At 60.7% G+C, this 25,939-nt stretch carries 19 protein-coding genes; 9 read left to right on the forward strand and 10 right to left on the reverse strand.

All coding sequences use genetic code 11. The features are described 5' to 3' along the window. Positions 1–23: 23 nt before the first annotated feature. The gene (locus QEO92_RS11535) at positions 24–1,559 is read right to left on the reverse strand and encodes an ABC transporter substrate-binding protein (RefSeq protein WP_227703101.1); all 1,536 of its coding nucleotides are present in this window, start codon (positions 1,557–1,559) and stop codon (positions 24–26) included. 144 nt (positions 1,560–1,703) lie between these two features. Between QEO92_RS11535 and QEO92_RS11540 the strand changes: the two genes are divergently transcribed. Both QEO92_RS11540 and QEO92_RS11545 read left to right on the forward strand, forming a co-directional pair. Next, positions 1,704–2,837, forward strand: coding sequence for an ROK family transcriptional regulator (locus QEO92_RS11540; RefSeq protein WP_227703102.1), 1,134 nt, complete (start codon positions 1,704–1,706; stop codon positions 2,835–2,837). A 23-nt stretch (positions 2,838–2,860) separates the two neighbouring features. Further along, the gene (locus QEO92_RS11545) at positions 2,861–4,303 is read left to right on the forward strand and encodes a M81 family metallopeptidase (protein ID WP_037148551.1); all 1,443 of its coding nucleotides are present in this window, start codon (positions 2,861–2,863) and stop codon (positions 4,301–4,303) included. Positions 4,304–4,332: 29 nt separating this feature from the next. Here the strand turns inward: QEO92_RS11545 and QEO92_RS11550 are convergent, their stop codons facing one another. Then, the gene (locus tag QEO92_RS11550; RefSeq protein WP_037147648.1) at positions 4,333–5,253 is read right to left on the reverse strand and encodes a LysR family transcriptional regulator; all 921 of its coding nucleotides are present in this window, start codon (positions 5,251–5,253) and stop codon (positions 4,333–4,335) included. Between the two features lie 120 nt (positions 5,254–5,373). Between QEO92_RS11550 and mdlC the strand changes: the two genes are divergently transcribed. Further along, the gene (mdlC, locus tag QEO92_RS11555; protein ID WP_280107514.1) at positions 5,374–8,457 is read left to right on the forward strand and encodes a benzoylformate decarboxylase; all 3,084 of its coding nucleotides are present in this window, start codon (positions 5,374–5,376) and stop codon (positions 8,455–8,457) included. A gap of 86 nt (positions 8,458–8,543) precedes the next feature. Here the strand turns inward: mdlC and QEO92_RS11560 are convergent, their stop codons facing one another. From QEO92_RS11560 to QEO92_RS11575, 4 genes are all read right to left on the reverse strand, one after another. After that, positions 8,544–9,002: a DUF3237 domain-containing protein gene (locus QEO92_RS11560; protein ID WP_227703103.1), complete on the reverse strand. Its 459-nt coding sequence runs from the start codon at positions 9,000–9,002 to the stop codon at positions 8,544–8,546. 8 nt (positions 9,003–9,010) lie between these two features. After that, positions 9,011–10,306, reverse strand: a complete 1,296-nt coding sequence (locus QEO92_RS11565) for a TRAP transporter large permease (protein WP_037147652.1) — start codon at positions 10,304–10,306, stop codon at positions 9,011–9,013. After that, positions 10,303–10,803 carry a TRAP transporter small permease gene (locus QEO92_RS11570; RefSeq protein ID WP_037147655.1) on the reverse strand — a complete coding sequence of 167 codons (501 nt, stop codon included), beginning with the start codon at positions 10,801–10,803 and terminating at the stop codon, positions 10,303–10,305. Before QEO92_RS11570 ends, QEO92_RS11565 begins: the two co-directional genes overlap by 4 nt. Before the next feature lie 72 nt (positions 10,804–10,875). After that, the gene (locus tag QEO92_RS11575) at positions 10,876–11,895 is read right to left on the reverse strand and encodes a TRAP transporter substrate-binding protein (RefSeq protein ID WP_037147657.1); all 1,020 of its coding nucleotides are present in this window, start codon (positions 11,893–11,895) and stop codon (positions 10,876–10,878) included. A 655-nt stretch (positions 11,896–12,550) separates the two neighbouring features. Here QEO92_RS11575 and QEO92_RS11580 point away from each other — a divergent pair. Continuing rightward, complete coding sequence (locus QEO92_RS11580; protein WP_227703104.1) at positions 12,551–13,939, forward strand: FAD-binding oxidoreductase; 1,389 nt, start codon at positions 12,551–12,553, stop codon at positions 13,937–13,939. A gap of 196 nt (positions 13,940–14,135) precedes the next feature. Here QEO92_RS11580 and ligM read toward each other — a convergent pair whose 3' ends face one another. From ligM to QEO92_RS11600, 4 genes are all read right to left on the reverse strand, one after another. Then, positions 14,136–15,542, reverse strand: coding sequence for a vanillate/3-O-methylgallate O-demethylase (gene ligM / locus QEO92_RS11585; protein ID WP_037147659.1), 1,407 nt, complete (start codon positions 15,540–15,542; stop codon positions 14,136–14,138). Between the two features lie 195 nt (positions 15,543–15,737). Beyond that, a complete protein-coding gene (locus tag QEO92_RS11590; protein WP_037147662.1) occupies positions 15,738–16,832 on the reverse strand; it encodes an ABC transporter ATP-binding protein in 1,095 nt (364 codons plus the stop codon). Positions 16,833–16,914: 82 nt separating this feature from the next. After that, positions 16,915–18,681, reverse strand: a complete 1,767-nt coding sequence (locus QEO92_RS11595) for an ABC transporter permease (RefSeq protein WP_227703105.1) — start codon at positions 18,679–18,681, stop codon at positions 16,915–16,917. 85 nt (positions 18,682–18,766) lie between these two features. Next, on the reverse strand, positions 18,767–19,828 hold the full coding sequence (locus QEO92_RS11600) for an ABC transporter substrate-binding protein (protein ID WP_052182710.1): 1,062 nt from the start codon (positions 19,826–19,828) through the stop codon (positions 18,767–18,769). Positions 19,829–20,362: 534 nt separating this feature from the next. On the opposite strand from QEO92_RS11600, the gene QEO92_RS11605 reads away from it, so the two are divergent. The 5 genes from QEO92_RS11605 (at position 20,363) to QEO92_RS11625 (ending at position 25,938) form a co-directional block, all read left to right on the forward strand. Next, positions 20,363–21,268, forward strand: coding sequence for a LysR family transcriptional regulator (locus QEO92_RS11605; protein WP_037148561.1), 906 nt, complete (start codon positions 20,363–20,365; stop codon positions 21,266–21,268). 241 nt (positions 21,269–21,509) lie between these two features. Further along, positions 21,510–22,589 (forward strand): amidohydrolase family protein, encoded by a 1,080-nt coding sequence (locus tag QEO92_RS11610; RefSeq protein WP_227703106.1) that lies wholly within the window; start codon positions 21,510–21,512, stop codon positions 22,587–22,589. A gap of 3 nt (positions 22,590–22,592) precedes the next feature. Then, the gene (locus tag QEO92_RS11615) at positions 22,593–23,696 is read left to right on the forward strand and encodes an amidohydrolase family protein (protein ID WP_227703107.1); all 1,104 of its coding nucleotides are present in this window, start codon (positions 22,593–22,595) and stop codon (positions 23,694–23,696) included. A gap of 14 nt (positions 23,697–23,710) precedes the next feature. Next, positions 23,711–24,835, forward strand: coding sequence for an amidohydrolase family protein (locus QEO92_RS11620; protein WP_227703108.1), 1,125 nt, complete (start codon positions 23,711–23,713; stop codon positions 24,833–24,835). After that, positions 24,832–25,938 (forward strand): amidohydrolase family protein, encoded by a 1,107-nt coding sequence (locus tag QEO92_RS11625; protein WP_227703109.1) that lies wholly within the window; start codon positions 24,832–24,834, stop codon positions 25,936–25,938. Before QEO92_RS11620 ends, QEO92_RS11625 begins: the two co-directional genes overlap by 4 nt. The last annotated feature ends 1 nt before the right edge of the window (position 25,939 follow it).

The following is a 25,939-nucleotide window of genomic DNA, read 5'->3' on the forward strand; positions in this document are numbered from 1 at the left end:
CCACCCGCCGCATACTCCTCGTATTACTTCCTGGCTTCCTTGACGACAATCAGGCCGCCCGGGATCACCCACGCGCCCTTGACGCCGGCGCGCGTCGCAAAAAGGTCCTGCTTCGTATAGAGCAGCACATGGGGCGCCTGCTCGTTCACGACCTTCTGGGCATCGACATAGATCGCGTTGCGGGCCTTATCGTCGAGCGTCGAGGCAGCCTTGTCGATCAGTTCGTCGAGCTTTGGATCGGAGAAGAAGCCAAGATTGGCGCCGGCCGGCGAGGCGCTCTTCGAATAATAAAGTGGACGGAACTGCAGGTCGGCGCCGTTGACGCCGGACGACCAGGACGCGATCGAGGAGCCTATATTGTCCTTCTCCTTGCCTGCCGGGTCGAGGAAAGCCGCCTTCGACCAGACGCCACCTTCCATCTTGCGCACTTCGAGCTTGACGCCTGCCTTGGCCCACATGGCCTGCAGGAGTTCACCGATGCGGGCTTCCTGCTCCTGCACGATGGTGGTCATCGCGAAGCCGTCCGGATAACCGGCCTCCTTCAGGAGCTGCTTCGCCTTCTCGACATCATAGGTATAAGGCGCGAGCGACTTGTCATAGCCTGGCGTCACCGGCGCCAATGGCGAATTGGCCGGCGTCGCATATCCCTGCATGAAAGCCTTGACGATGCCTTCGCGGTCTGTCGCGTAATTCAGCGCCTGACGGACACGCACATCGTCGAGCGGCTTCATCCTGGTGTTGAGCGAGACCCAGAAAACGGCCGAGCCATCCGTTGTGCTGAGCTGCATTTCGGGGTTGGCCTTGACCTGCTGGGCGAAGGCGGAAGGGAACGGGTTGATGACGTCGGCATCGCCTGTCTGCAGCGCCATGTTCATGACGGACGGTTCGGGCGTCCAGGTCCACTTGACCTCGTCCTCGCCTTTCGGGGCGCCGCCCCACCATTCGGTGTTCTTGACCTGCAGAACATATTCGCCGGACTTGTATTCCTGCAGCTTGTAAGGGCCGGTGCCGACCGCCTTGGCGCCGATCGTACCGGCAGCGTCAGCAGTCGGGCTCACGATCAGGCAAGGGCCAGTGGTCAACAGCGCCAGAAACGCCGGATACTGGGTCTTCAGCTTGAACTGAACCGTCATCGGATCGACTGCGGTGACGGCTTCGAGGAACGTGCGCAGGCGGCCGCTGGCGGCGAGACCGCGCTTGGTGTCGAGATGACGGGCGAAGTTCTTGACCACAGCATCGGCATCGAAGGGCGTGCCGTCATGGAACTTGACGTCAGTGCGCAACTTGAACGTCCAGACGAGTCCTGAGGCATCGGCCGACCATTCTGTAGCAAGCGCCGGCTTCAACGACAGATCGGGATCGCGCTTGACGAGGCCTTCATACATCGGATCAAGCAGAGCGGCTGTATAGGTCGCGGTCTGATCGCCCGGATCCATGGAGCGCGGAGCTTCGGTCTGCATCACGTTGAGCGTGCCGGCGCTAGCCGCAATCGGAAAAACGAGGCCCGCCGCCACTGCGGAAGCAAGCGCAAAACGACGGCTTTTCAGAAACATGGTCATGATTGTTCACCCTTGGTTTTGTTGATTTATGGGGCGGATTTTACCACCTTAGATCATTTTTATAATTTATTGGCGTTGATTTGTTCATTTTCTGAACTTAGTGTCAAGCCACTATCACCGAGAACCTACAGTCCCTTGAACGCCATGCTCACCTCATCCCAGCGCCAGTTGCTGCGCGTCATCAGTGAAGCCGGTCCGCTCAGTCGCACCGAGATGGCAAGCATGCTGGGCTTGAGCAAAGCGGCAATGAGCGGCATCGCCCGCGACCTCATCGATCTCGGAGTGCTCCATGAGACGGAGACGGTCTACGGCCAGGGCCGGCCGTCGATCCTGCTCGATCTGCATCCGGAATGCGCCTTCTTCGTCGGCATATCGTTGCTCGAAGATCCCGCGCCGATGATCCTGAGCGATCTGAACGGCAGGATCATTGCAAGGCAGGCGATACCTCTGTCGCGCGATCCGAAGGTCATCGCCGAAGCGATCACCGAAGGCCTGCCAAGACTTCTCGAATCCCATCCGGAGGCCGTAGAAAAACTCTCCGGCATCGGCATGGCGCTTTCCGGCTTCGTCGACGAGACTCAGGCGAATTGCGTGCAGTCCACGCTGCTCAACTGGCAAGACGTGCCGCTGGCCAGGATCATCCGCGAGCGATCCGGCGTCGAGACCTTCATCGAGAATGACGCGAAGGCCGTTGCCGTCAGCGAAAAACTGTTCGGCAGCGCCCGAGAGATACAGAATTTCAGCGTCGTCTCGTTGGGCGACGGCATCGGCTGCGCCCACTTTATCGACGGCAAGCTCTATCGTGGCAATCACGGCGGCGCCGGCGAAATCGCTCACTGCACCATCGAGCCCGGCGGCGTGCCCTGCCGCTGCGGCAAGCGCGGTTGCCTCGATACCGTCGCGTCCATGAAGGCGATCAAGGAAATGTCGCGCGCCGAGGGGCTCGAATGCACATCGCTCTCCGATATCGAGAATGAGGCATCGACCGGCAACGCGGCAGCGATCCGCATCCTGCATCGTGCCGGCTCGGCACTGGGGCTTGCAATCGCCAACCTCATCCAGATAAACGATCCCGGCCTCATCCTGATCACCCATGTCGAAGGCTCGTTCGACGGCCTGTTTGGCACGGTGGTCAACCAGGCGGTCGAAACCAACGTGCTGCCCCGCTACGCCGGCCAGACGCCCATCCGCATCAAGCGCGTCGATGGCGACGTCTGGGCACAGGGTGCTGCGAGCATCGCAGCCCATAATTTCCTGATCGGCCCCAACTCCAACTGAGGTTTCCCTCCATGCCCAGGCCCTTGCGCATCGCTGTCGGCGGCATCCATATCGAATGCAGCACCTACAATCCGGTTCTGAACAAGGAGAAGGATTTTCGCGTCGTGCGCGGCGGAGAACTGACGGCGGCGCCCTATTTCGCCTTCCTCAAGGATTATGACGCCGAATTCCTGCCGACTATCCATGCCCGTGCGATTGCCGGCGGCCCGGTCGCCCGCGGAACCTACGAAAAGTTCAAGTCGGAATTCCTGGAGCGCCTGAAGCCGCTCTTGCCGCTTGACGGCCTCTACCTCGCCATGCACGGCGCGATGTATGTCGAGGGCATGGAAGATGCCGAGGGTGACTGGATCACCGCCGCCCGCGATCTGGTCGGCCCGGACTGCACGGTCTCGGCGAGCTACGACCTGCACGGCAACGTCACCCAGCGGATCATCGACGCGCTCGACATGTATTCCACCTATCGCACCGCGCCGCATATCGATGTCGAGGAAACCATGCGCCGCGCGGTGACGATGCTGGTCAAAAGCCTGACGACCGGAGTGAAGCCGACGCTTCTCTGGGCACCCATTCCGGTCGTACTGCCCGGAGAGCGTACATCGACGGTCGACGAGCCGGCGAAGAGCCTCTACGCCTTGATGCCGGAAATCGACGCCATTGAAGGCGTCTGGGACGCCTCGCTGATGGTGGGTTATGTCTGGGCCGACGAACCGCGCGCCACCGCCGCGGCGATCATGACCGGCACCGATCGCGCCGTGCTGGAACGGGAAGCCAAACGCGTCGCAAAGGCCTATTGGGATGCGCGTGAACAATTTGTATTCGGCTGCGAGACAGGTTCGATCGAGGAATGCGTCGACAAGGCAATCGCCTCGAAGACAGCCCCGGTCGTGCTCGCCGAGTCCGGCGACAACCCGACCGGCGGCGGCGTTGGCGACCGCGCCGAGGTGCTGGCCCGACTGATCGCCAGAGGTGCCACCGGCGTCGTCTTCGCCGGCATCGCCGACAAGCCTGCAACCGATGCCTGCTATGCAGCGGGTGTTGGTACCGAACTGGAACTCTCGATCGGGGCTTCGCTCGATGCGATCAACAGCAAACCGATCGAAGCCAAGGTAAAGGTCAAGTTCCTCCACGAGACGGCAGACCTCGCCGACCGCCAGGCCGTTGTCGTCATCGATGACGTCGAACTCGTGCTCTCGGCCAAGCGCCGGCCCTATCACAATATCCTGGATTTCACCCGGCTCGGCCTCGATCCGCACAAAGCGAAGATCATCGTCGTGAAATCGGGTTATCTCTCGCCGGAACTGGCGCCTATCGCCAACCCGAACCTCATGGCTCTGTCGCCCGGTGTTGTCGACCAGTTCGTCGAACGGCTGGAGTGCGCCCGCAGAAAGCGGCCGATCTATCCTTTCGACAAGGATTTTTCCTACGAGCCGCAGGTCTTCCTTTCGGCACGATCGAAAGATCGCTGACCCGCCGCCGCGGTTATCCGAGCGGCCGCTCAGGCCACCTGCCCTCTCCACGTCTCGCTGATGCGGCGGATGGCCTGCAGAAGATTGGCAGTCGGCGGCGTCATCAGACCCTTCTTGCGGCGGTAGACTCGGAATGTCCGCTGCCAGTCGAGCTCGGGCACGTTGACGCGCGCCATCTCGCCCCGTTCAACCTCCTCGCGCACCAGCGGCAACGGCATCCAGCAGAACAGCGACTCCGATAAAACCGCCGCCTTCAGCACCGGCACGGAGCGCGAGATGATCGATGGGGCATTCGGTTCCAGCGCGTTGTCGTGGAATCGGCGCTGCCATTCCCGCACCGTCGGAGTACCCGGCGGGGGCAAGGCCCAGTCGAAATCCGCCGCCTCTGCAAGCGTCACATGGTCCCGCCTGACGATGGGGTGGTCGCAACGCGCGAAGACAGACACCGTATCGTGCAGGATGTCCGGCGTGGCGATGACGATATCGTCGTCGAGGTAGGGTTCGGGTGAAATCGCGATGTCGACCGTCCCCCCCTTCAGCGCCTCCAGCACCCGGTCTTCGAGATCCTCGATGATCTGATATTGCACTTCGGGATGCTGTTTGCGCATCTCGCGGATGACGGTGATGATGAACCCGCTGACGACGCTCGCCACGCCGCCGATCCGCACGACGCCGCGGCTGGCTCCCTGCATCTGCTGTATGACATCGGAGGCATTGCCAATCTCCGACACGACCAGCTTGGCATAAGGCAGCAGCGCATCTCCGAATACGGTAGGCACCACGCCGCGGGTCGTCCGCTCGAACAGCGGTACACCATAACCGTCCTCAAGACGCTTCAGCATGCGGGTGATGGCCGGCTGCGTCATGTTCAATGCAGTCGCGGCCGCGCCCAGGCTCCCGCGTCGGGCACATTCCAGCATGATCTGGGCAGAACGCACATCCAAAGTCATGCCTTGGTGTAATGGATTCTTGGATATTCTTCAATTCCAAGACAGGGCGCTATCTGCGACACTGATAAGGATATAGTGCACGCGCGGGCTATGGGCTCGCGGGCCGGGAGGAGGCTCTGCATGAACAGGATGACGCGGGATTTTCTATCCGGCAGCACGAAATTGCGCGGCCAGACGGTCAGCGAAGCGGTCTTTGATTTTCTCAGGCAAAAAGGCATTGACCGGATTTTCGGCAATCCCGGCTCGACCGAACTGCCGATGTTCATGAACATCCCGGAAGACTTCTCCTATGTGCTCGGCCTGCAGGAATCGATCGTCGTCGCCATGGCGGATGCCTACGCGCAGGTGAGCCGCAAGCCCGCCTTCGTCAACCTGCATTCCGCCGCCGGTCTCGGCCATGCGCTCGGAAACATCTATACGGCCTACCGCAACCGTGCGCCGCTGATCATCACGACAGGCCAGCAAAGCCGTGAGCTCCTGCCGCACGATCCGTTCCTCTTTGCCGAGAGCCCGACGGAGTTCCCGAAACCTTACATGAAATGGGCCTGCGAGCCGGGCCGGGCCGAGGACGTGCCGGCGGCGATTGCGCGGGCCTATTACATGGCGATGCAGGCACCGCGCGGCCCCGTCATGGTCTCCGTTCCCTTGAGCGATTGGCAGGCAGAGGCAAAACCGATCGCCATCCGTGATGTCGAGACGATGATCAGCGCCCCTGCCGCAGCGCTGGATGCGCTTGCCCGCGAACTCAATGATGCGACGGAACCCGTGCTCGTCGTCGGCCCCGGGGTCGACATCGACAATGCCTGGGATTCGACTGTACGGCTGGCGGAAATCCTGCAGGCAAGGGTCTGGGTGAGCCCGCTTTCCTCGCGCTGCAGCTTTCCGGAGCGGCATCCGCTCTTCGCGGGTTTCTTGCCGGCTTTTCAGCCGAAGCTGTCGCAATGCCTCGGCGATACGGACCTCGTACTGGTCCTCGGCGCGCCCGCCTTCACCTATCACTTCGCCGGATCCGGTCCCGATATCCCGGAAGGCGCGGAACTCCGGCTCATCACCGATGACCCGGCGCAGGCTGCAAGCGCGATCGCCGGCAATGCGATGATCTCCAATCTGCGCGCAGCAACCGAAGGCCTCGTTTATCGCCTGCGCTGCCGGCCGCAGCGTACCGATGGTCCCGCCCGCATCATTCCGCGGCTCAAAGCACCGAAGGGCATCGGGCAGGAATTCTTCTATCAGACGCTCGCCGACGTCCGCTCGCCGGACAGCATCGTCTTCGAAGAAGCGCCGGGCGGCCGCGACGCGCTGCACGATTTCTTTCCGATCGAACGGCCGGGCGGCTTCTTTGCCACGGCGAGCGGTGGCCTCGGTTACGCCCTGCCCGGCTCTGTCGGCGCCGCCTTGACGAAGCCGGAACAGCCGGTGATCGCCGTCATAGGCGATGGGTCGAGCCTCTATTCCATCCAATCGATCTGGTCTGCCGTGGAATACGATGCGAACCTGTTGATCGTCATCCTGAACAACGGCGGTTACAAGGTGCTGAAGGCGATCGCCGAAAGGAGCGGTTCAGGCCGCATCGACGGCGTCGACATCGGCCACATGGATTTTGTGAAGATCGCGGAAGCGCAGGGCTGCAAGGCGGTGCGCTGCGAAAAGGTAGAAGAACTGGCATCGTGCCTGCGGTACCTTCTCAGCATGAAAGGACCGCGTCTTTTGGAAGTCATTCTATCAGAGGAGGAGACTGAAATGAATGTCGCTGTCAGAAACGAGACGATACTGAAGACGCCCGAGAAATTCTTCATCAACGGCGAATGGGTGACCCCGTCCGGAACCGGAAAGCTCGACGTCATCTCGCCGGTGACCGAGGAACTGCTGCTCAGTTATCCGGAAGCGAGCAATGCCGATATCGACAAGGCCGTCACCGCCGCCCGCGACGCTTTCGACAACGGACCCTGGCCACGCATGAGCTTCAAGGAGCGCGCAGGCTACTTGCGCAAGGTGGCCGAACTGCTGACAGCTCGCCTTGATGACATTGCCAACGCATGGACGACCCAAGTCGGGGCGCCCATCTTCCTGACGAAGAAGCTCGTCGGCCAGAATCCAGGTCTCTTCACCTACTATGCGGACCTGATCGAAAAGGACGATTTCGTCAGCCATCGAAAGCGGGCCGACGGCGGCGAAGTCCGCGTCGTCCGCGAGCCGGTCGGCGTCTGCGCGGCGATTACGCCATGGAACGCACCGATGGTTCTGCTGAACTACAAGGTCTCCGCCGCTCTTGCCGCGGGCTGCACGGTGGTTGCCAAGCCCTCGCCGGAAACGCCGCTGGAAGCCTATATCCTTGCCGAATGCATCGAACAGGCGGGATTGCCGAAAGGCGTCTTCAACCTCGTGCCGGCCGGCCGCGAAGGCGGGGATTATCTCGTCCGCCACAAGGGCATCGACAAGGTCTCCTTCACCGGCTCGACGATCGCCGGCCGGGCGATCGCCTCGGCCTGCTCCGAACGCCTCGCCCGCTACAGCCTGGAACTCGGCGGCAAGTCTGCGGCAGTGCTTCTCGATGACGCCGATTTCGGGAAGGCCTTGCCGAGCCTGATGGTCTATTCCATGCCGATCACCGGCCAGGTCTGCTTCTCGCTCACCCGCATCCTGGTGCCGGAATCTCGCAAGCAGGAATTCACTGACATGTTCGTCGGCGCGGTGAAGAACATCAAGGTCGGCGATCCGGCCGATCCGACGACGCAAATGGGACCGCTCACGATGGCCCGGCAGCTTGCACGAGTCGAAGGCTATATCGCCGCAGGTCGGGAAGGTGGTGCCAAGATCGCCTGCGGCGGCGGCCGTCCGGCAGGCCTTGGCAAGGGCTACTTCATCGAGCCGACGGTCTTTACCGACGTGACGATGGATATGAAGATCGCCCAGGAGGAAATCTTCGGGCCGGTCGTGTCGATCATCAGCTACAAGGATGAGGACGAAGCGGCGAAGATCGCCAACGATACCATGTACGGCCTTTCCGGCGCGGTCTTCACCTCCGATCCGGAACGGGGTTACGCATTTGCGCGCCGCATGCGCACTGGTAGCGTGACGGTCAACGGCATGATTGTCGACATCCACCATCCATTCGGCGGCTTCAAGCAGTCCGGCATCGGCCGCGAAGGCGGTCCTGAAGGGCTTGAAAACTATTTCGAGGTCAAGACGATCCACATGGCCTGAACGTCATCCGTCTGATCGCCACGATAAAAGGCCGCCGGGTGAAAACCCGGCGGCCTTTTTCTCTCCGCACTCTGGTGGATCGTAGATCAGAGCACTTCGAAAACTGATACCCGAACGGAATTCGCCATGCGTTCACCTGTGCCGATAAACATGGTATGGCTGAGCCACCGGTAACGTGGATCGCCCGTCTGGAAACGCGGATTGGTGCGCATGTAGTAGAGCGCCGGATCGACCGCCTCCCCCGCAGCAAGCCTTGCGAGAACCTCCGGCGGACCATGCCGGAAGCCGAAGTTGCGGATGTCGATCATCGCGCCGTCATGGGTCTCGATAACGTAACGCGTATCGAGCTCTGCATAGCCGGCATCATAGATGCTCTGCCAATCCGCGCCGAGATTGAGGATGCGCCCCGAGAAGCGCTCCCCCTCCACGGTGCCGCCGATGATCGGAATGATCCGCCAGCAGCCGCCCGGGCCACCTCCCTTTTCGATCGGCGGACCGAGTTCGGCGCGGATTTCGCAAAACGGTAGAAGTGCGGGAGCCCTCATGACCCCTCCTATCTCATCGTCATCGGCAGCCAGAGCGCAATTATCGGGAATGCGACGAGCAGGATCAGCCGGATGATATCTGTCAGGATAAAGGGCATCACGCCCCCGTAGATCGTCGTTATCTTGACGTCTTTGGCGATGGAATTGATGACGAAGACGTTGATGCCCACCGGCGGCATGATCATGCCGAGCTCGCAGGCAACGACAATGATGACACCGAACCAGATCGGATCGAAGCCGAGGTGGATGACGACCGGAAACACGATCGGCACCAGAAGGATGATCATTGCCATCTCATCCATCAACGCGCCGGCCACCAGGAAGATAACGAGAATGAGGGCGAGCGTGCCGTAGGGACCGAAGTCCAGACCAACCAGGAACGCCGTCAGCTTCTGCGGCGATTGGGTGATCGCCAGGAAATAGCCGAACAGGATCGCGCCGATCAGTACGCTGAACAGCGAGACCGAGGTTCGGAGCGATTCCACGAGGCTTGACATGATGAGCTTGGTGTTCAGCCGGCCGCGCAGAATGCCGATGACCATGGTGAGCAGCGCGCCGACTGCAGCAGCTTCGGTCGCCGTCGCAATCCCGAGATAGATGACCCCTATCACGGCAATGAACAGAAGCAACACCGCCCAGACATCGCGAAGCGAGGTGATCGCTTCCTTGAAATCGAATGTCTTGCCGGACGGCAGGTGCTTGCCGTGGGCAATCAGCACGGTCGCCATATACATCAGCGTCGCAAGAATACCAGGAACCACGCCCGCCATCAGGAGCTGCCCGACATCGGTCTCGGTCAGGAAGGCGTAGACCACCATCATGACGGAGGGCGGGATCAGGATCCCCAGCGTGCCGCCTGCCGCAATAACGCCGGTCGAGGTCGCGTCGGCGTAACCGGCCTTGCGCATCTCGGGCAATGCGATGCGGCTCATGGTCGCCGCTGTCGCAATCGAACTGCCGCAGATCGCCGCAAATCCGGCGCAGGCAGCAATCGTGGACAGCGCCAGCCCGCCGCGAAATTGCCCGAGCCAGGCATTGCCGGTTCGGAATAATTCCCGCGACATCCCGGAATTGGTCGCAAACACCCCCATGAGGATGAAGAACGGCACCAGAGTCAGGTTGAAATCGGTGATGACGCGAATCGGCGACGTGGTCAAAAGGTTAAGGGCCGGCGTAATGCCGCGCATAGCGGCAAAACCAAAAACCCCGACAAGGCCCATGGCGACACCGAGCGGCACACGCAGGCCCATGAGCACAAACATGGCGACGAAGCCGCCGATGGCAACGAGATCAGCGGTGTTCATACGCCATGGCCTTCAAGCGGATTGGTTTCTTCGTGCTTGCCACACACGAAGGGTGCCACAGCTGTAGTAACGACGGCCGAGGCACAACCGAACCAGATCAGGCCGACGAGAGGCCAGACGGGAATGCGCAAGTCGAATGTCGCTTCGTTGCTGCGATATGCGCCTGTCAGGCGAAAGAACATCATGTACGCGAGCATTGCCGTGAAGGCGAGCAGCAGTGCCCAGGCGATGAAATCGAGAACGCGTCGGCCCCATGGCCCCAAGGGCTCGTAGAGCAGATCCACCGCGATATGGCCGCCGCGATAACCGAGCGATGCGAAACCCCACATCATGCAGGCGCCGATCAGGTAGCGGGAGAGGTCGAAGGAATCCGGGATCGCCCAGGAGAAGACGTAACGGCCGACCGTCGAGACGACGATCAGAAGCGTGCAGAGGCCCAACAACAGGCCCGCGATCACATCGACAGCGTCGCTGAAGCGTTCGAGATATCGGTGCATGGCGTAACTCGATCTCGGGATGATAGGAAGGCAGGCGAAGGCTAGGCGCCTGCCCATCGATCAGGCTGCCGATCATTTTACGTTGGCGTCATATTTCTTCAGCGTCTCTGCCAAACTTGCCCAGGCTGATTTGGCATCGATACCGGCCTTGGTGGCAGCCGCCGCCCATTCACCCTCCAGGGATGCCGTCGCCTGTTTCCACAGGTTCACCTCATCGGGTGTTGGTTTGTAGAAGGTATGCCCACCGGCATCGATCATCTTCTGGCGGCCCGCGGCTTCGGCATCCGCCCACTTGCTCGCCATTTTTTCCGCCCATTCGGATGTGCAATGATCGTCGATCACCTTGCGATCCTGCGGCTCCAGACCATCGATCTTGGCCTTGTTCATGACGAAGGCGAAGGTCGTAACGTAAAAGGGCATGTCGAGATGATGCTTCGTTACGTCCTGAAGGCCGAATGTGTAGATCGAATTCCAGGGAGATGCGGTCATGTCGGCCGCCCCCTTTGAGATCAGCTCGCGCATCTCGCCGGCCGGCACCTGCACTGAGGCCGCACCAAGCGAACTCACCAGCCGCGCCATGGTCGCATGCGCCGGCCGGATGTTCTTGCCCTTGAGATCAGCCGGGACCTGGATCGGTCCCTTGGTGCCGTGCAGCGTGCCCGGATCATGGACATGCACCATGCAGACATAGACGTCGCTCATCTCCTTGGCCGAATACTGGCGGTACCACTCATCGAGCGCCCGCGAACCACTCTTGGCATCGGAAATCAGGAACGGAATCTCGCCTGCTGCGAGTATCGGGAAACGGCCCGGCTGATAACCTGGATTGATGAAACCGATATCGACGATACCATCGCGCGCCATGTCGTAGTGATCAGGCGCCGCGCCCAGCTGCGAGGCCGGATAAATTGTGATGTTGATGCGCCCGCCGGACGCCTCGTTGATCGATTTCGCCCAGGGCTCCATGCCACCCGCCTGCAGCATATGGGTCGCGGGAACCCAGTGCGACAAGGTCAACTCCACCTCGGCCGCCTGAGCCGATGCGCCCACTACCATAAGGCAGGCCGAAGCGAACAATGCCTTCAGTTTCATGCTTTTCTCCTCCCGTTGAATGAAAGGCCGGCGAAGCTCCCTCCCCGTCCGGCCGAACGTCTTTGCTAGACCTGCATTGCAGGCAGAACCCGCAACATCGTCGGTCAGCCAATGCAAAAATCGCGGCAGGGAGCTATTGCCGGCGTCCGAAGAGCGGCTGGGGAAAGATGCTCCATAGGACCTGCGGAGACGGAGGCGTTCTCCGCCTCCGCAGTCGAAATCGAGCCCGCCGAGTCAAAGGCAGACGCAACTGTCTTGAACAGCCGTGTATACACCGATTTCCTCCCAACTCGGTCTCCCAAGACGAATCCCACTGCCCTGAATATCGTCTACCCGAGTAGGCGAAGTTCAACACATCCACGCAGAAACGACAAGTTGTCATTTCAATTTGCATACAAAAAAATCAGGCGACCTGAGATTCTTTTGACGGGCTCTTCACCCGAATCTCAAACAGCTTAGAATAAGACCAACCGGTTCTTGCATACACGTGCAGCGGAATTCGCCGGTTGGACGGGTCAAGACCAGTCGAAGGGTGGAGGTGGTCCGGCTGCGGAAAGTCGGCAGTCGACTGGATTGGATATATCTATCAGCATCCCGGATCAGAGTATCGGGACGCTTGTTTCGTCATTGCAGACATCAGGGAGGAACAGAACATATGGACGATCTCGCTATACCGGCCGGCAAGGCGATTGCGGAGCTCAAGACCGTTCTCGGTGACCGGCTGGCAACATCGGTCTCGGTCCGGGACCACCACAGCCACGACACGTCGCGGCTGAAGCCTCATCTCCCCGATGCCGTCGCCTTTCCGCGCACCGAAGAGGAAGTCCAGGCGATCATTTCGGCCTGTGCCGCTCATGGCGTACCGGTCGTCCCCTTCGGTGCGGGCTCGTCCATGGAGGGCCATACCATCCCGGTTCGCGGTGGCATCACGCTCGACACCCGGGAGATGAACAAGGTCCTCGAAATCCGCCCGGAGGACCTGCTCGCCGTCGTCCAGCCGGGCGTCACCCGCAAGCAACTCAATGTGGAACTGCGCGAGACCGGATTGATGTTCTCTGTTGATCCAGGCGCCGATGCCTCGCTCGGCGGCATGGCCTCGACCCGCGGCAGCGGCACGACTGCAGTGCGTTACGGCACCATGCGGGAAAACGTGCTGGCCCTGAGAGTGGTGACACCGGACGGTACCGCGATCCGGACAGGTTCGCGGGCACGGAAATCATCGACCGGTTACGATCTGACGCATCTTTTCGTCGGCGCGGAAGGCACGCTCGGCGTCATCACCGAACTTGCCGTCCGCCTCCATCCCATCCCGGAGGCAGTATCCTCAGCAATCTGCGCTTTTCCCACGGTTGCCGAAGCTGTGGAAGCGGTCATTGAAGCGGTGCAATACGGCATTCCGGTTGCCCGCGTCGAGTTTCTGGACGAGGTGGCGATCGCTGGCGTCAACAGTTATTCCAAGCTCGACCTGCCGGTCGCCCCTACCCTCTTCTTCGAATTCCACGGGACGCCCGCCTGGGTGGAGGAGCAAGCTCGTCTCGCCGAGGACATTACCAGGAGCCATGGAGCGATCGGCTTCCGCTGGACGACCGACGCGGACGAACGGGCAAAGCTGTGGCAGGCCCGCCACGATCTCTTCTGGGCCACGAAAGCGATCATTCCGGGCTATGATCTCTATACCGGTGACATCTGCGTGCCGATCTCGCGGCTGGCGGAGAGCATCGTCGCCGCGCGCGCCGACATCGACGCATCATCGCTGAAAGGCCAGATCATCGGCCATGTCGGCGACGGCAACTTTCACACTGCCTACCTGATTGACCCAAACAATCCCGAACATCTGAGAGAGGCCGAGGAACTGGCCGATCGTCTTGTGGAACGCGCCCTGGTCGTCGGCGGCACGGCAAGCGGCGAGCACGGCATCGGCATGGCGAAACTGAAATTCATGCGCCGGGAGCACGGCAAGGCCGTTGATGTGATGAAGCGCATCAAGACCGCCCTCGACCCGCTGGGCATCATGAATCCCGGCAAAATGGGTGATGCCGGGTGAGGAACGTGAGGCACATTCCGAGCGAGCGACCGGGAGCCGGCACAGCATAATCTACCGTCATCCCTGTGCTTGTCACAGGTATGACGAGAGGGCAGATTTGCACTTCGCAAAGGCAAAACCTCTCTTTTCCGCCTACATGACTCAACGAAAAACGGCGCCCTTGGGCACCGTTTCCGCGTTGGCCTTGGGAGTGGAATCAGGCGTGCTTGGTGCGCCAGCTTTCGGCGTAGTTCTCGCGCGCTTCGCGGGCATAGGGCGTCGGTGAAACGCGGACGCGGATTTCGGCCTGCTTGTGACCCTTTTCGATCGACGTCTTGTCGGTGCCGCCATTCGGCTCACCCCAGATCAGCGTCAGAACGTCGCCTTCCTGGACGTCGTGATCGACGACGCCGAGCGACAGCATGCAACGCTCATTGTAGCTGTAACCGTTGAACATCGACATGCCGACGACCTTGCTGCCGTGCATGATCCTGTCGGCGCTGGAGGACGCATAGTTCGGCTGCGGCAGGTCGATCCACTTGTAGGCCTCGCCACCGGGCACAAAGTTCGACGCGATGACCTTCATCACGTCTTCCGCATTCCACTCGAAAGTGACCTTCTTGCGCTGCGGCTTGCCCTTCATCGCTTCGAGAGCGGCACGGCCCACGAAGTCATGGTCAAACTTGATATAGATGCCGTAGCCGAGTTCATAAGGATTGACGTAATAGTCCTCGATATTATCGGAGACGAGGCTGCCGCCGATTGAGCCGGTCGCCTCATAGCTGTCTTCCGTAAGCCAGTCGCGATAGCCCTTGAGTTCCTCGCCGGTATAGATCGCCGGAAGAGGTGACGGAATCCAACCTGATTCCAGCGTATTGGTCGAATAGGCGCGGGCCCCGACGAGATAGAGATCGACGCCCGCATCCTTCGCAGCCTTGGCGATGATGTCGCGAACCTCGTCCTTCTCCGCATAAGGCCCCCAGATTTCGAGACCGGGAGCGCCGGCCATGCCATGACGCAAAGCCTGAACTTTCTTGTTGCCGACATTGATCCAGTCGACATGGAAGAACTTGATGTCCGGGATCGGACCGCCGTTCATCTTTTCGAAGATTTTAGGCGCATCAGGCCCCTGGATCTGGAAGCGATAGTGAACACGGGTCACCTGCTTCCCGTCCGGGCGCGAGGGCGAGCGTGGATCATGGGTGAGCTTCACGTTGTGCTTGCCGAGCGCAGCGTTGTAGCGCAGCCAGTTGGCGGTCGGCGCGCGGCCGACGAGCACGAATTTCTGCTCCGTCTCGCGGAAGATGATCATGTCGCCGATGACATGACCGGCCGGAGTGACCGGAACGTAGTGCTTGGCGCGGTTGGTGTCGAAATTCGCAAAGCTGTTGATCGCCAGGCCTTCGAGGAACTTTGCCGCATCCGGCCCCTCGACGATCAACTCGTCCATGTGGTGCGACTGGTCGAAGAGAACGGCCGATTCACGCCAGGCGACCTGTTCGGTGCGCCAGTTCGAGAACTCCGGGGCGACGACCGGATAGATGTACATGCCGATGCGCGAATTGCGCAGCATCTCGACGGTATTGCCCTTTTCCTTCAGGATCTGGGTCAGATTCTTGGCCATTTCTCCTCCTCACTCGATCGAGCCAGCACTCCCGAGCCCACATTAAACGAAGCCCGGAGCATTATATCGAGACCATCTATGTATACATAAATTGGCTGACAGCCAATTAGAAATGGATGCAGGCCATAACTTCCCTGCAATCCGGAAAGAAATCGAGAAACATCAGCCTCGGACGTGTACACATCGGCAAGGTTGTTAATTGCGGACGGCCCAGGCGGCGTCAGAGGGTGCCGCGACCGTCACCGGACGGCCGATGCCGATCTCTGCAAGCGACGGCGTTTCCACATGCAGCGTCTGCGCAGGCGTCTTGACCATGATCGAGCGGTGCGGGCCGCGGAAGATCGCCTGAGAGATTTCACCCGACCAGGAGAGCCCCTCCTCGATGGCGCCTGCTTCGCGAATCTGCAGGTTCTCGGGGCGCACCATGACGGTGACATCCGTGCCCCTCGGCATTTCGGTCGCCGCATGACATTCGCCGGACCAGCCCTGCCCTTCGACATCCAGTTTGTAATACTGACCACCGTTCGGGCGACAATCCTTGACCTTCGCATTCAGCAAGTTGGGCGTGCCGAAGAACGCGGCGACCTGCCGGTTTTCCGGTCGCCGATAGATCTCTTCAGACGCGCCGACCTGCAGGATCTTTCCGCCATGCATCACGACGACGCGGTCGGAAAGCGCCATGGCTTCCGACTGGTCGTGGGTGACATAAAGCGCGGTGATCTTCAGCCGTTGTTGTAGCGCCCGGAACTCGTCGCCCATCTGGGTGCGCAACCGCGCATCGAGATTTGAGAGCGGCTCGTCGAGCAGCAACACTTCCGGCTCGAACACCAGCGCGCGGGCAATCGCGACACGCTGCTGCTGACCGCCCGAGAGTGCCGGCGACGGACGCTCGGCATATTGCTCCATCTCGACCAGACGTAACGCGTTCATCACCCGATCGCGGATTTCCTTGTCCGACTTGCGGCGGATACGCAACGGATAGGCGACATTGTCGAACACCGTCATATGCGGCCAGATCGCATAGGACTGAAAGACCATGCCGAGACGGCGGCGTTCCGACGGCACGAAATAACCCTTGTCCGCATCCGAAACGACATTGTCGCCGATCGAGATGCGCCCGCCGGTATTCTTTTCCAGCCCTGCCACCATGCGCAGCGTCGTCGTCTTGCCGCAACCGGAGGGTCCGAGCAGCGTCACGAACTCCCCGCTCTTGATCTTCAGGTTCACCTGGTCCACGGCCGTGATCGCACCATACATCCGCGTCACGTTTTCGAGCGTCACCGAAGCCATATTTCTCTTCCTTGTCGAGTGCGAATCCCGGGACCCGCTTCTTGAAAAAAACGATAGAGGGCGGCGGCCGGAGCCGCCGTGCCTAAAGTTTGCTGATGCGCGCCTTGATGAAACGGAGCTGCACCCATCGGAACAGGATAACGAGCAACATCATCAGGAGCCCGATGACGCTCACCTGCTCGGCATTGCCGTTCGCCCAGAGCTTCAGGAGCACGACGGCAAGCGTTTCCGAACCGACCGAATAGAGAAGGATCGATGCTGAAAGCTCGCGCATGATGCCGAAGAAGGTGAGCACCCAGCCGACCGCGAAAGCCGGCCAGGCGAGCGCCACCAGGATGCGCCACATCGTCTGAACCCAGCTTGCGCCGTGGACGCGCGAACACTCTTCGAGGTCATAGGAAAGCTGGTGATAGGAGCCTGTCATGACGCGGACAGCAACCGGCGTACCCAGCGCGATATAGGCAAGCAGCAGCGCCCAGACCGTGCCATAGATCGGGATTGGCCCAGGCAGCATCGCGAACGCCCAAAGGAAGCCGACGCCGAGAACCATACCCGGCATCATCCAGGGCAACCAGGCCATGCCGTCGATCAGGCTGCGGCCCTTCCATTTGGTGCGCACGGAAATGTAGGCCACCACGGCGCCGAGCGCCATTGTGGCGGTCGCGCCGAGCAAGCCGAGCATCATCGTGTTACGCACCGCCCGCCAGAATTCCGAATTGGAGAAGACAGACTTGTAATGCTCCAGCGTCAGCATGTCGTAGGTGTAGAACCCGAAGAACCGGAAGAATGAGCCGAGCGCCAGCTGGCCGACCGGCAGCAGGACGGTGATGAAAAAGAAGAGCAGACAGAAGGCGAAGGTTACCCAGCGCCAGGGGCCGAGTTCCATCACATTGGGACGGAACCCCTTGCCTGTGACGGTCTGAAAACTCTTGCCGCGCAGGATCGCCCATTGCGCGATGACGAGCAGGAACATCAGGCCCATGATCGCGAAGGAAAGCGAGGTCGCGTATTGGTAATCCGGCGTGGCGCGGTGGTTGATCGACTCGTAGATATCCGTGGTGATGACTTTGATCCCGGCCGGAAGGCCGAAGAACAGAGCCGACTCGAAGGTCTCGATACCTTTGATGAAGCTCAGCATGAAGGAGCTGGTCAGCACCGGCAGCATCAGGAGCAGCGTAATCTTGCGGAAGGTCGTCCAGCGCGAGGCGCCGCACATGCGGCTCGACTCTTCGAGCGAGGGGTCCATCGCCCGAAATGCATCGACCATGAACAGGAAGAGGAACGGAATCGAATACTGACACATGTGCCAGATGACGCCGCCATAGGAGTAGATGTTGACCAGCGGATCTTGTGCGCCGGTAAGCCATCGCCAAACCATGTTGATAACGCCGACTTGCGGATTGCCGAGCATGCCCCAGGCCATAGCCGTCAAAATCGGCGGGATGAAGAATGGCAATGTGATCAGCACTTCCAGCGTGCCGCGGAACGGCGTGTCGGTGCGCGCGACGATCCAGGCGAGAAAAACCGCGATCACCAGGGACGGAATGGTCTTGGCAAGCGAAATGCCGACGGTATTGGCCAGAATCATGAGGTTCTGGGTGGTCATGATCGAACGATAGCCGTTCAGATTGAATTCGCCGGCCATGCCCGGAGGCGTGGAATGCAGGCTGCCGTAAAGCAGCATCGAGAGCGGATAGATCGTCAGGAAGCCGAGGATGAGGATCAGCACCAGCATGCCGATCAGCCGCGGCAGGGAACCGCCGGAAAAAGCACGTGTAAAGGCATTGCCACCGAGAACAGGTGCGTTATCGGTGATATCGTCTAGGGAGCGATTATGGATAATCGTCATGGGATCCTCGCTGCTCCGATGTCATGAAAAAAGCGCCGGCATCGGCCCGAAGTTGAAGCCCCCGGGCCGACGACGGCGCGTCACGTCACTTGAAAATTTCCTTCGACTTGGCGAGCATCTCGTTCTGGCGCGTCGTATCCGTCGTTCCGTAGAGCTTGGCTTCGGAAATCGCCTTGACGTCGGCCGGCAGGCCTTCTGTCATGCCGTCCAGCACCGGACCGTAACCGAGACCCGCGTAAATTTTCTGCACGGTGGGGCTCTGCATGAAGTCGAGATAGAGCTTGGCGGCGTTCGGGTGCGGAGCCTTCTTGAGCAGGACGTTGCCATAAAGCACGTAAGGAACGCCTTCCTCGGGAATGATGAACTTGACCGGCAGGCCCTTCAGATCCGAGAAGTCGGTCAGGATGACCGGCATGTAGATCGAATATTCGCCACGCGCGGTGCGGCGCTGGGATTCTCGCTGGTCGCGGGTGAAGACGAGCTTCTGTCCGGCGACCTTCTTAACGTAATCCTCTCCAATCCGGTCATGGGTCGAGAAGAACCAGAGATAGCCGGCGCCGATGGCGCGCGGATCGTCGGAAAGGATCTTGCCCTGCCATTTCGGATCAGCGAGGTCTTTCCAGCTCTTCGGCTCATCCTCCGGCTTGACGAGGCTGGTATTGATCATGATGCCGTAGGGAATGGTCATGACCGAAGCCATCGGAACCTTGAGCTTGAACCTGTCGTTGATCTTGCCGGAGTTCGGCGTCACGGGCAGCGGATCGACCGACTTGTCCTGCGTATTGTAGAGCATGGTCTGCCCTTCGCTGGTGAACATCACGTCGGCAGCAAAACGGCCTGCAGCTTGCTCGACGCGAACGCGCTCGCGAATCTCGCTGGCGCGGGCTTCGAGGATTTCGACCTCGATGCCATACTCTTCTGTGAAGGCCTCCGCGATCGCCTTCGTACTCGGCTGGCCGACCAGCGCCGTATAGAGGACGAGCGTGCCCTCCTTCTTGCCCGCCTCGATCACCTTCTGCCATTCGGCGTCCTGTGCCTGAACCGGCAGGCCCACCGCCGACGCCATGATCAGGCCGCCTGCGACTGTCAGAAAAAATCGCCGCGACCATTTCCTCATGGCCGAAGTCACGAATATCGTTTTCGTCACGTATCTCTCCTCCCTGGAACTTGACGATTTGGTGTTTGGTCCGGGTCTTTCCCGGCATCCGACACCGAACTCTCCGCGGCCGTCCCGCCGCGATCTCCTTTCGACCAAGCCGTTTTCCCGAACGGCTTCGCCACCTTTCTCCCGTCCCGGCCCGAAAGGCCGCGGCAGTGCCCTAGACTCTCACTCGCCGTTCAATTCGATATCGGCTGGAAATGATCTGGCACGTACTCCACATTTGACAAGGTCCCTGATATGCACCCGGCGGCTCGGCGAAACTTCCCTTCCGACAACGCCGCCCGATATCAATTGAAACTCCCTGTTTACGAATTCCGGTCGATTACCCTCCTCTTCCCAAGAGGCCAGAACGGCATCACACGGAGAACCGGAATTCCCTCTTCTGTTACATTGACCTTTTCCCATGCAGTCGAAAAGCACCATTTTTTTACATTCACTTTTCTCGAAAACAGAAAGATAAACTGTGTTAAGGTTCAAACGGAGGATCGTCTTTCGAAGGCGGATCGGGAGGCTAAGGCATTGGACACGCTCGTAAATATCCGTACATTCATCGCAGTTTCCCGCTCAGGCAGCTTCTCTGCCGCCGGCCGTCACCTCGGTGTTGCCCCGTCCGTGGTGACGAAGCGCATCAGCCGGCTGGAAGATCAGATGCGGGTGAAACTCTTCGTCCGTTCGACACGCCAGCTCATCCTGACAGAGGTCGGCGAACGTTACCTGCCTCGCTACCAGGCGCTGGTGAAAGAAGTCGACGATGCGATCAGCGGTGCTGCCGCAGTCGCTCAGCGTATTGAAGGACATCTCCGGATAAAGGCGCCGACGACGGTGACGATCGCCTTCCTCGCCCGTATCCTCAGCGATTTCCAGCAGGAGAATCCAAATGTCACCATGGATCTTGCGCTGGTCGATCGATCCGTCAATCCGGCCGAGGAGGGCTATGACATCGCGCTCGGGGCGTTGCCTGCCTCCTATTCCAACGTTATCGACGAGCCGCTTTGCCCCTACCCGAGAAAACTGTGCGCCGCCCCCTCCTATCTCGAAACGAGAGGTATTCCGAAACATCCGCGCGATCTCGTCAATCACATCTGTCTGACCTTCCACGCGACGGGTTCGACATGGTCCTTCATGAGCCCCGGCGGACCCATCGATGTGGAAGTGCGTTCCGCCTTCAGCGCCAACGACACGCAGATCCTGCATGATCTGGCGTTGCGGGGTCGCGGCGTTGCCATGGTGGCGAGCTATGTGGCCGAAGACTCGATCAGGACAGGCAAGCTCATGGAACTTCTGCCGGACTATCCCGTCGCGGAACTCTGGCTGAAGGCGCTGATCCCCCAGACGCAGGCCCGAAAGCCAAGTGTGAAGGCGCTGATGGATTGGCTGAAGATCCATATGCATGCGTCACTGGTACACGGCGAAAGAGCCGCATAGTTCCGCCGCATCTTTGCCGCGGAGGAAAAGCCGAATGCCTTTCGGCTTTCTCGTTTTGCGAAAGCCGCTACGACAAAAAAGAGTATTCTCACGCGCTTCGGCGCCCCTTACCTTTCACATCGAGGAAACGCATCACGGATACGATGGGCGGTAGCCGCGTTAAAACGCACCGTCCCGGGAGTGAGATGCGGGCTGGCCACTGGACAGAGAGCTGGCCGCCGAAAAAAGGGAGGTTTGCGCGGTGGATACTGCTGTGGTCCAGCGGAGCCCGGTTTTGTCGCAATTGGGCGCGATTGACTGTGACGTTCACCCGGATGCGCCCCAGCGCGCCGATCTGCTGCCATATTTGGACGATTACTGGCAGGAGATCGTGGTTTCGCGCGATGTCGATCGCCTTGAACTCACCAATTTCCCGACACGCACCAGGCCATTTTTCCGCGAGGACTGGAAGGCTGCCGAAGGCAGGGGCGTCGAAAAATTGCGCAAGAACCTGCTCGATCCGTTCGGCCTCAAATATGCGATCCTGAACTGCGTGACCGGCGTGCACGCAATCTACGACCCTTATCTCGCCACCGCGATCTGCCGCGCCACCAACGACTGGCTGAAGGCGGAATGGTTGGACAAGGACCCGCGGCTGCGCGCCTCGCTCGTCCTGCCGATGCAGAATCCTGAAGCCGCCGTCGAGGAGATCGAGCGTTTTGCCGACGACAAGCGTTTCGTGCAGGTGCTGGCGCTCTGCCAGGGCGAAATGCCGCTCGGCCGTCGCTACTATTGGCCGATCTACGAGGCTGCCCAGCGCCACGGTTTCACACTGGGCGTGCATGCCGGCAGCGCCTATCGCCATGCACCCAGCCAAAGCGGTTTCCTCTCCTATCTTGCCGAAGATTACGTCCACCAGATCCAGGGTTTTGCAGCCCAGGTCGGCAGTTTCGTCGCCGAAGGTGTGCTCGGCAAATTTCCCGACATGAAGATCGTGCTGATCGAATCCGGTGTCTCCTGGCTGCCCGGCCAGATGTGGCGCATGAGCAAGGACTGGCGCGGCGCCCGCATCGAGATACCGTGGGTGAAGGAACCGCCGGCCGCGCTGGTCCGCCGCCAGATTCGCATGACGACGCAACCCTTCGACGCGCCGCGTGATCCAAAGGAGCTGGAGCGCATCATCGAACATCTCGACGCCGACGACATGCTGCTCTTTTCGACCGACTATCCGCATCCGCAGTTCGAAGGTGATGCCGCCATTCCCGCGGGCTTTCCGGAACGCCTGATCGACCGCCTGGTCCGGGAAAACGCGCTCGCCACCTACCCGCGACTGGAGGGTTAACCCATGAATCAAGCCGTTCTGGAAAAGGACGCCACGGCCGAGGCTAAGCTCGGCGTCATCGATTGCGATATCCACCCGGCCCTCAGCACGCCGAGCGAGCTTTCGAAATTCCTGCCCGCGCGCTGGCGCGACCATCTGGCGGACTACGGACCGCGCAGCGCCAATCCGGTCGTCGGCACCCTGCCCTACCCGCGCATGACGCCCGGCAACGGCATGCGGCGCGACTCCTGGCCACCGAATGGCGGGCCGCCTGCCTCCGATCTCGCCTATCTGCAGGAACAGCTCCTCGATCCGCTCGGCATCGAATACGGCATCCTGCAGCCGCTCGCGGCCGGTTCCTCGACGCTGAACCAGGAGCTCGGCGCAGCCATGTGCGCTGCCGCCAACGACTGGCAGATCGACAAATGGATGGCTCCCGAACCGCGCCTGAAGGGCTCGATCTGCGTCACCCAGGAAGATACTCCGTCCGCGCTGGCCGAAATCGACGCGCGGATCGGCGATAGCCGCTTCGTGCAGATTGCCATCCCGCCGCGCACCATCGAACCGGCGGGACGCCGCCGCTATTGGCCGATCTATGAAGCAGCCGAGCACTACAATATGCCGATCGGCATGCATTCGGCCGCCTACGGCTGGCACACCAACAGTGGCGCAGGATGGCTTTCATTCTACATCGAGGAACACTACGCCTTCTCGCACAGCCTGCAGAGCGTCGTCACAAGCATGGTCTTTGAAGGCGTCTTCGAGCGATTCCCGAAGCTGAAGCTCGTGGTTGTCGAGGGGGGCTTCGCCTGGGCGGCACCCCTTGCCTGGCGGCTCGACAAGCAATGGGAGCGGATGCGTTCCGAAGTCCCGCATGTGAAACGGCCGCCGTCCGAATATATCCGCGAGAACGTCTGGTTCACCACCCAGCCGATCGAGGAGCCGGAAAACAACCGCCACCTTCTCGACACGCTCCGCTGGGTCGGCACCGACCGGCTGATGTTCTCGACCGATTATCCGCATTGGGATTTCGACGATCCGCGTTTTGCCTTCAAGGTGCCGCTGTCGCCGACGGAACGCGCGCAGATATTCCGCGACAACGCAAAGCACGTCTACCGTCTGGCCTGACCCGGAGTAATCGCATGAATGAAATGGTCAGATCATTGGGCAAGGAGACGGGCCTCTCGACGGTCGGGGGGATCGATTGCGATCTCCACCCAGCCTCACCGGCGACCAGGACGCTGCTTCCCTATCTGGACGACTACTGGCGCGAGACCTTTGTCATGCGCGGCGTCGATCGGCTGAGCCTTGCCATGACGTCCTCACCGGCACGTGCGCCAATCAATGTCCGTTCGGACTGGACGGCGACAAGCGGCTTTGCGGGTGACACCCTGGAGACGGTGCGCTCCCAGGCGCTCGATCCGTTCGGCACACGGTTCGCCATCTGCAATGTGCTGCATGGCTCGATGATCATGCATTCCGACGATATGGCGGCGGCGCTTTGCGGCGCGGTCAACGAATGGCTGGCACGGGAATGGCTGGACAAGGAGCAACGCCTGCGGGGTTCCATCATCGTCTCCGCCCAGAATGCCGAACTCGCCGTCGCGGAAATCGAGAAACGCGCCGCCGACAAACGTTTTGTTCAGGTACTGATCCTCGCCCAGAACGACGAGCCTCTCGGCCGCCGGCGATACTGGCCGATCTACGAGGCCGCCGCGCGAAACGGGCTACCACTCTGTATTCATGCCGGTGGAAGCAATCGCCATGCGCCAACCGCCACCGGCTGGCCAAGTTATTTCGTCGAGGCCCATGTGGCTCAGGCATCGATCTTCGAAAGCCAGCTCCTGAGCCTCATTTCCGAAGGTGTCTTCCACAAGGTTCCCGACCTGAAGGTGGTCTTCGCTGAAAGCGGTTTCACCTGGCTGCCATCCTTCTTCTGGCGGGCCGACAAGACCTGGCGCGGCGTGCGCGCCGAGACGCCCTGGGTGACGGAACAACCGAGCGATATCGTGAAAAGGCATGTGCGGTTCACGCTGCAGCCTGTCGAAGCCCCGATTGGAACGGACGCACTCGCGCGCACGCTCGAGCATATCGATTGCGACGACATCCTGCTCTTTTCGACGGATTATCCGCATACGCAATTCGAAGGCCTGAACGCGCTTTCCGCAAGTTTCGGCGAAACGCTGGCGAGGAAAATTCTGATCGACAATCCGCTCGCCACCTATTCGCGGATCGCCGCGGTTTTCGGAAAGGAGGTCGCGAAATGACGGAAACCCAAACGCTGGAGCGCCCGGTCGAGGCAAAGGCCAAATACAACCTCATAGACTGCGACATTCATCCGTCTATGAAGACGCCGGCCGAACTGCATCCCTATCTCGCGCAGCGGTGGAAGGATCATCTGGCGACCTATGGCGGCCATACCCGACAGGGGCTTGCCGAAACGCTCTCCCATCCGCGCATGGTGCCGGAAGTCTCGCGCGTCGATTCCTGGCCGCCGACCGGCGGTCCGCCGGGTTCCGATTTGCCCTTCCTGCGTGAACAGCATCTCGACGGGCTGGGCATCGATATCGGCGTGCTTGTGCCGCTGCGCTTCAATGCCAGCGGCCAGCGCCATCCGGACTTCGCCGTGGCGCTCGCGACCGCGCTGAACGACTGGCAGCTCGGCAAATTCCTGGAACCAGAACCGCGACTGCGCGGCTCGATCATCGTCACTCAGGAAGACCCGGCGAGCGCTGTTGCGGAGATCAATCGCCGCGCTTCCGACAAGCGGTTCGCGCAGGTTCTCCTGCCGCCGCGCTCCATCGAACCGCTGGGAAAACGCCGTCACTGGTCTATCTTCGAAGCCGCCGTCGGCCATGGCCTGCCGATCTCGCTGCATGTCGGCGGCGTCGGCGGGCATCCGGCGACCGGCGCCGGCTGGCCGTCCTACTATATCGAAGAACACCATAGTCAGGTGCAGACGATGCAGGCGGGGATTGCCAGCCTGATTTTCGAAGGGGTCTTCGAGAGCTTTCCGGAGCTCAAAGTCTCGTTCGTTGAAGGCGGCTTTTCCTGGGTGCCCGCTTTCGGTTGGCGCATGGACAAGGCCTGGAGCACGATGCGCGACGAAGTCCCGCATGTGAAGCGGCCACCGTCTGAATACCTGCGCCGCAATATCTGGTTCACCACCCAGCCGATGGAAGAACCGAACCCGGCGAAAAACCTCACCGACACGCTGAAATGGATCGGGACCGATCGGCTGATGTTCTCGACCGACTATCCGCATTGGGACTTCGACGATCCTCGTTACGCTTTCAAGATACCGCTCACCGCGGCCGAGAAAGCGGCGATCTTCGCCGGAAATGCTGTCAACTTCTATGGATTGAACTGAG

The organism is Neorhizobium petrolearium (assembly GCF_029854435.1).
GTDB classification, from domain to species: Bacteria; Pseudomonadota; Alphaproteobacteria; order Rhizobiales; family Rhizobiaceae; genus Neorhizobium; species Neorhizobium petrolearium.

What these genes read in the sequence shown, in the direction of transcription:
- QEO92_RS11535 (WP_227703101.1), bottom strand. Translation starts at nt 1,559, where the DNA reads ATGACCATGTTTCTGAAAAGCCGTCGTTTTGCGCTTGCTTCCGCAGTG.
- QEO92_RS11540 (WP_227703102.1), top strand. Translation starts at nt 1,704, where the DNA reads ATGCTCACCTCATCCCAGCGCCAGTTGCTGCGCGTCATCAGTGAAGCC.
- QEO92_RS11550 (WP_037147648.1), bottom strand. Translation starts at nt 5,253, where the DNA reads ATGACTTTGGATGTGCGTTCTGCCCAGATCATGCTGGAATGTGCCCGA.
- mdlC (WP_280107514.1), top strand. Translation starts at nt 5,374, where the DNA reads ATGAACAGGATGACGCGGGATTTTCTATCCGGCAGCACGAAATTGCGC.
- QEO92_RS11560 (WP_227703103.1), bottom strand. Translation starts at nt 9,002, where the DNA reads ATGAGGGCTCCCGCACTTCTACCGTTTTGCGAAATCCGCGCCGAACTC.
- QEO92_RS11565 (WP_037147652.1), bottom strand. Translation starts at nt 10,306, where the DNA reads ATGAACACCGCTGATCTCGTTGCCATCGGCGGCTTCGTCGCCATGTTT.
- QEO92_RS11570 (WP_037147655.1), bottom strand. Translation starts at nt 10,803, where the DNA reads ATGCACCGATATCTCGAACGCTTCAGCGACGCTGTCGATGTGATCGCG.
- QEO92_RS11575 (WP_037147657.1), bottom strand. Translation starts at nt 11,895, where the DNA reads ATGAAACTGAAGGCATTGTTCGCTTCGGCCTGCCTTATGGTAGTGGGC.
- QEO92_RS11580 (WP_227703104.1), top strand. Translation starts at nt 12,551, where the DNA reads ATGGACGATCTCGCTATACCGGCCGGCAAGGCGATTGCGGAGCTCAAG.
- ligM (WP_037147659.1), bottom strand. Translation starts at nt 15,542, where the DNA reads ATGGCCAAGAATCTGACCCAGATCCTGAAGGAAAAGGGCAATACCGTC.
- QEO92_RS11590 (WP_037147662.1), bottom strand. Translation starts at nt 16,832, where the DNA reads ATGGCTTCGGTGACGCTCGAAAACGTGACGCGGATGTATGGTGCGATC.
- QEO92_RS11595 (WP_227703105.1), bottom strand. Translation starts at nt 18,681, where the DNA reads ATGACGATTATCCATAATCGCTCCCTAGACGATATCACCGATAACGCA.
- QEO92_RS11615 (WP_227703107.1), top strand. Translation starts at nt 22,593, where the DNA reads ATGAATCAAGCCGTTCTGGAAAAGGACGCCACGGCCGAGGCTAAGCTC.
- QEO92_RS11620 (WP_227703108.1), top strand. Translation starts at nt 23,711, where the DNA reads ATGAATGAAATGGTCAGATCATTGGGCAAGGAGACGGGCCTCTCGACG.
- QEO92_RS11625 (WP_227703109.1), top strand. Translation starts at nt 24,832, where the DNA reads ATGACGGAAACCCAAACGCTGGAGCGCCCGGTCGAGGCAAAGGCCAAA.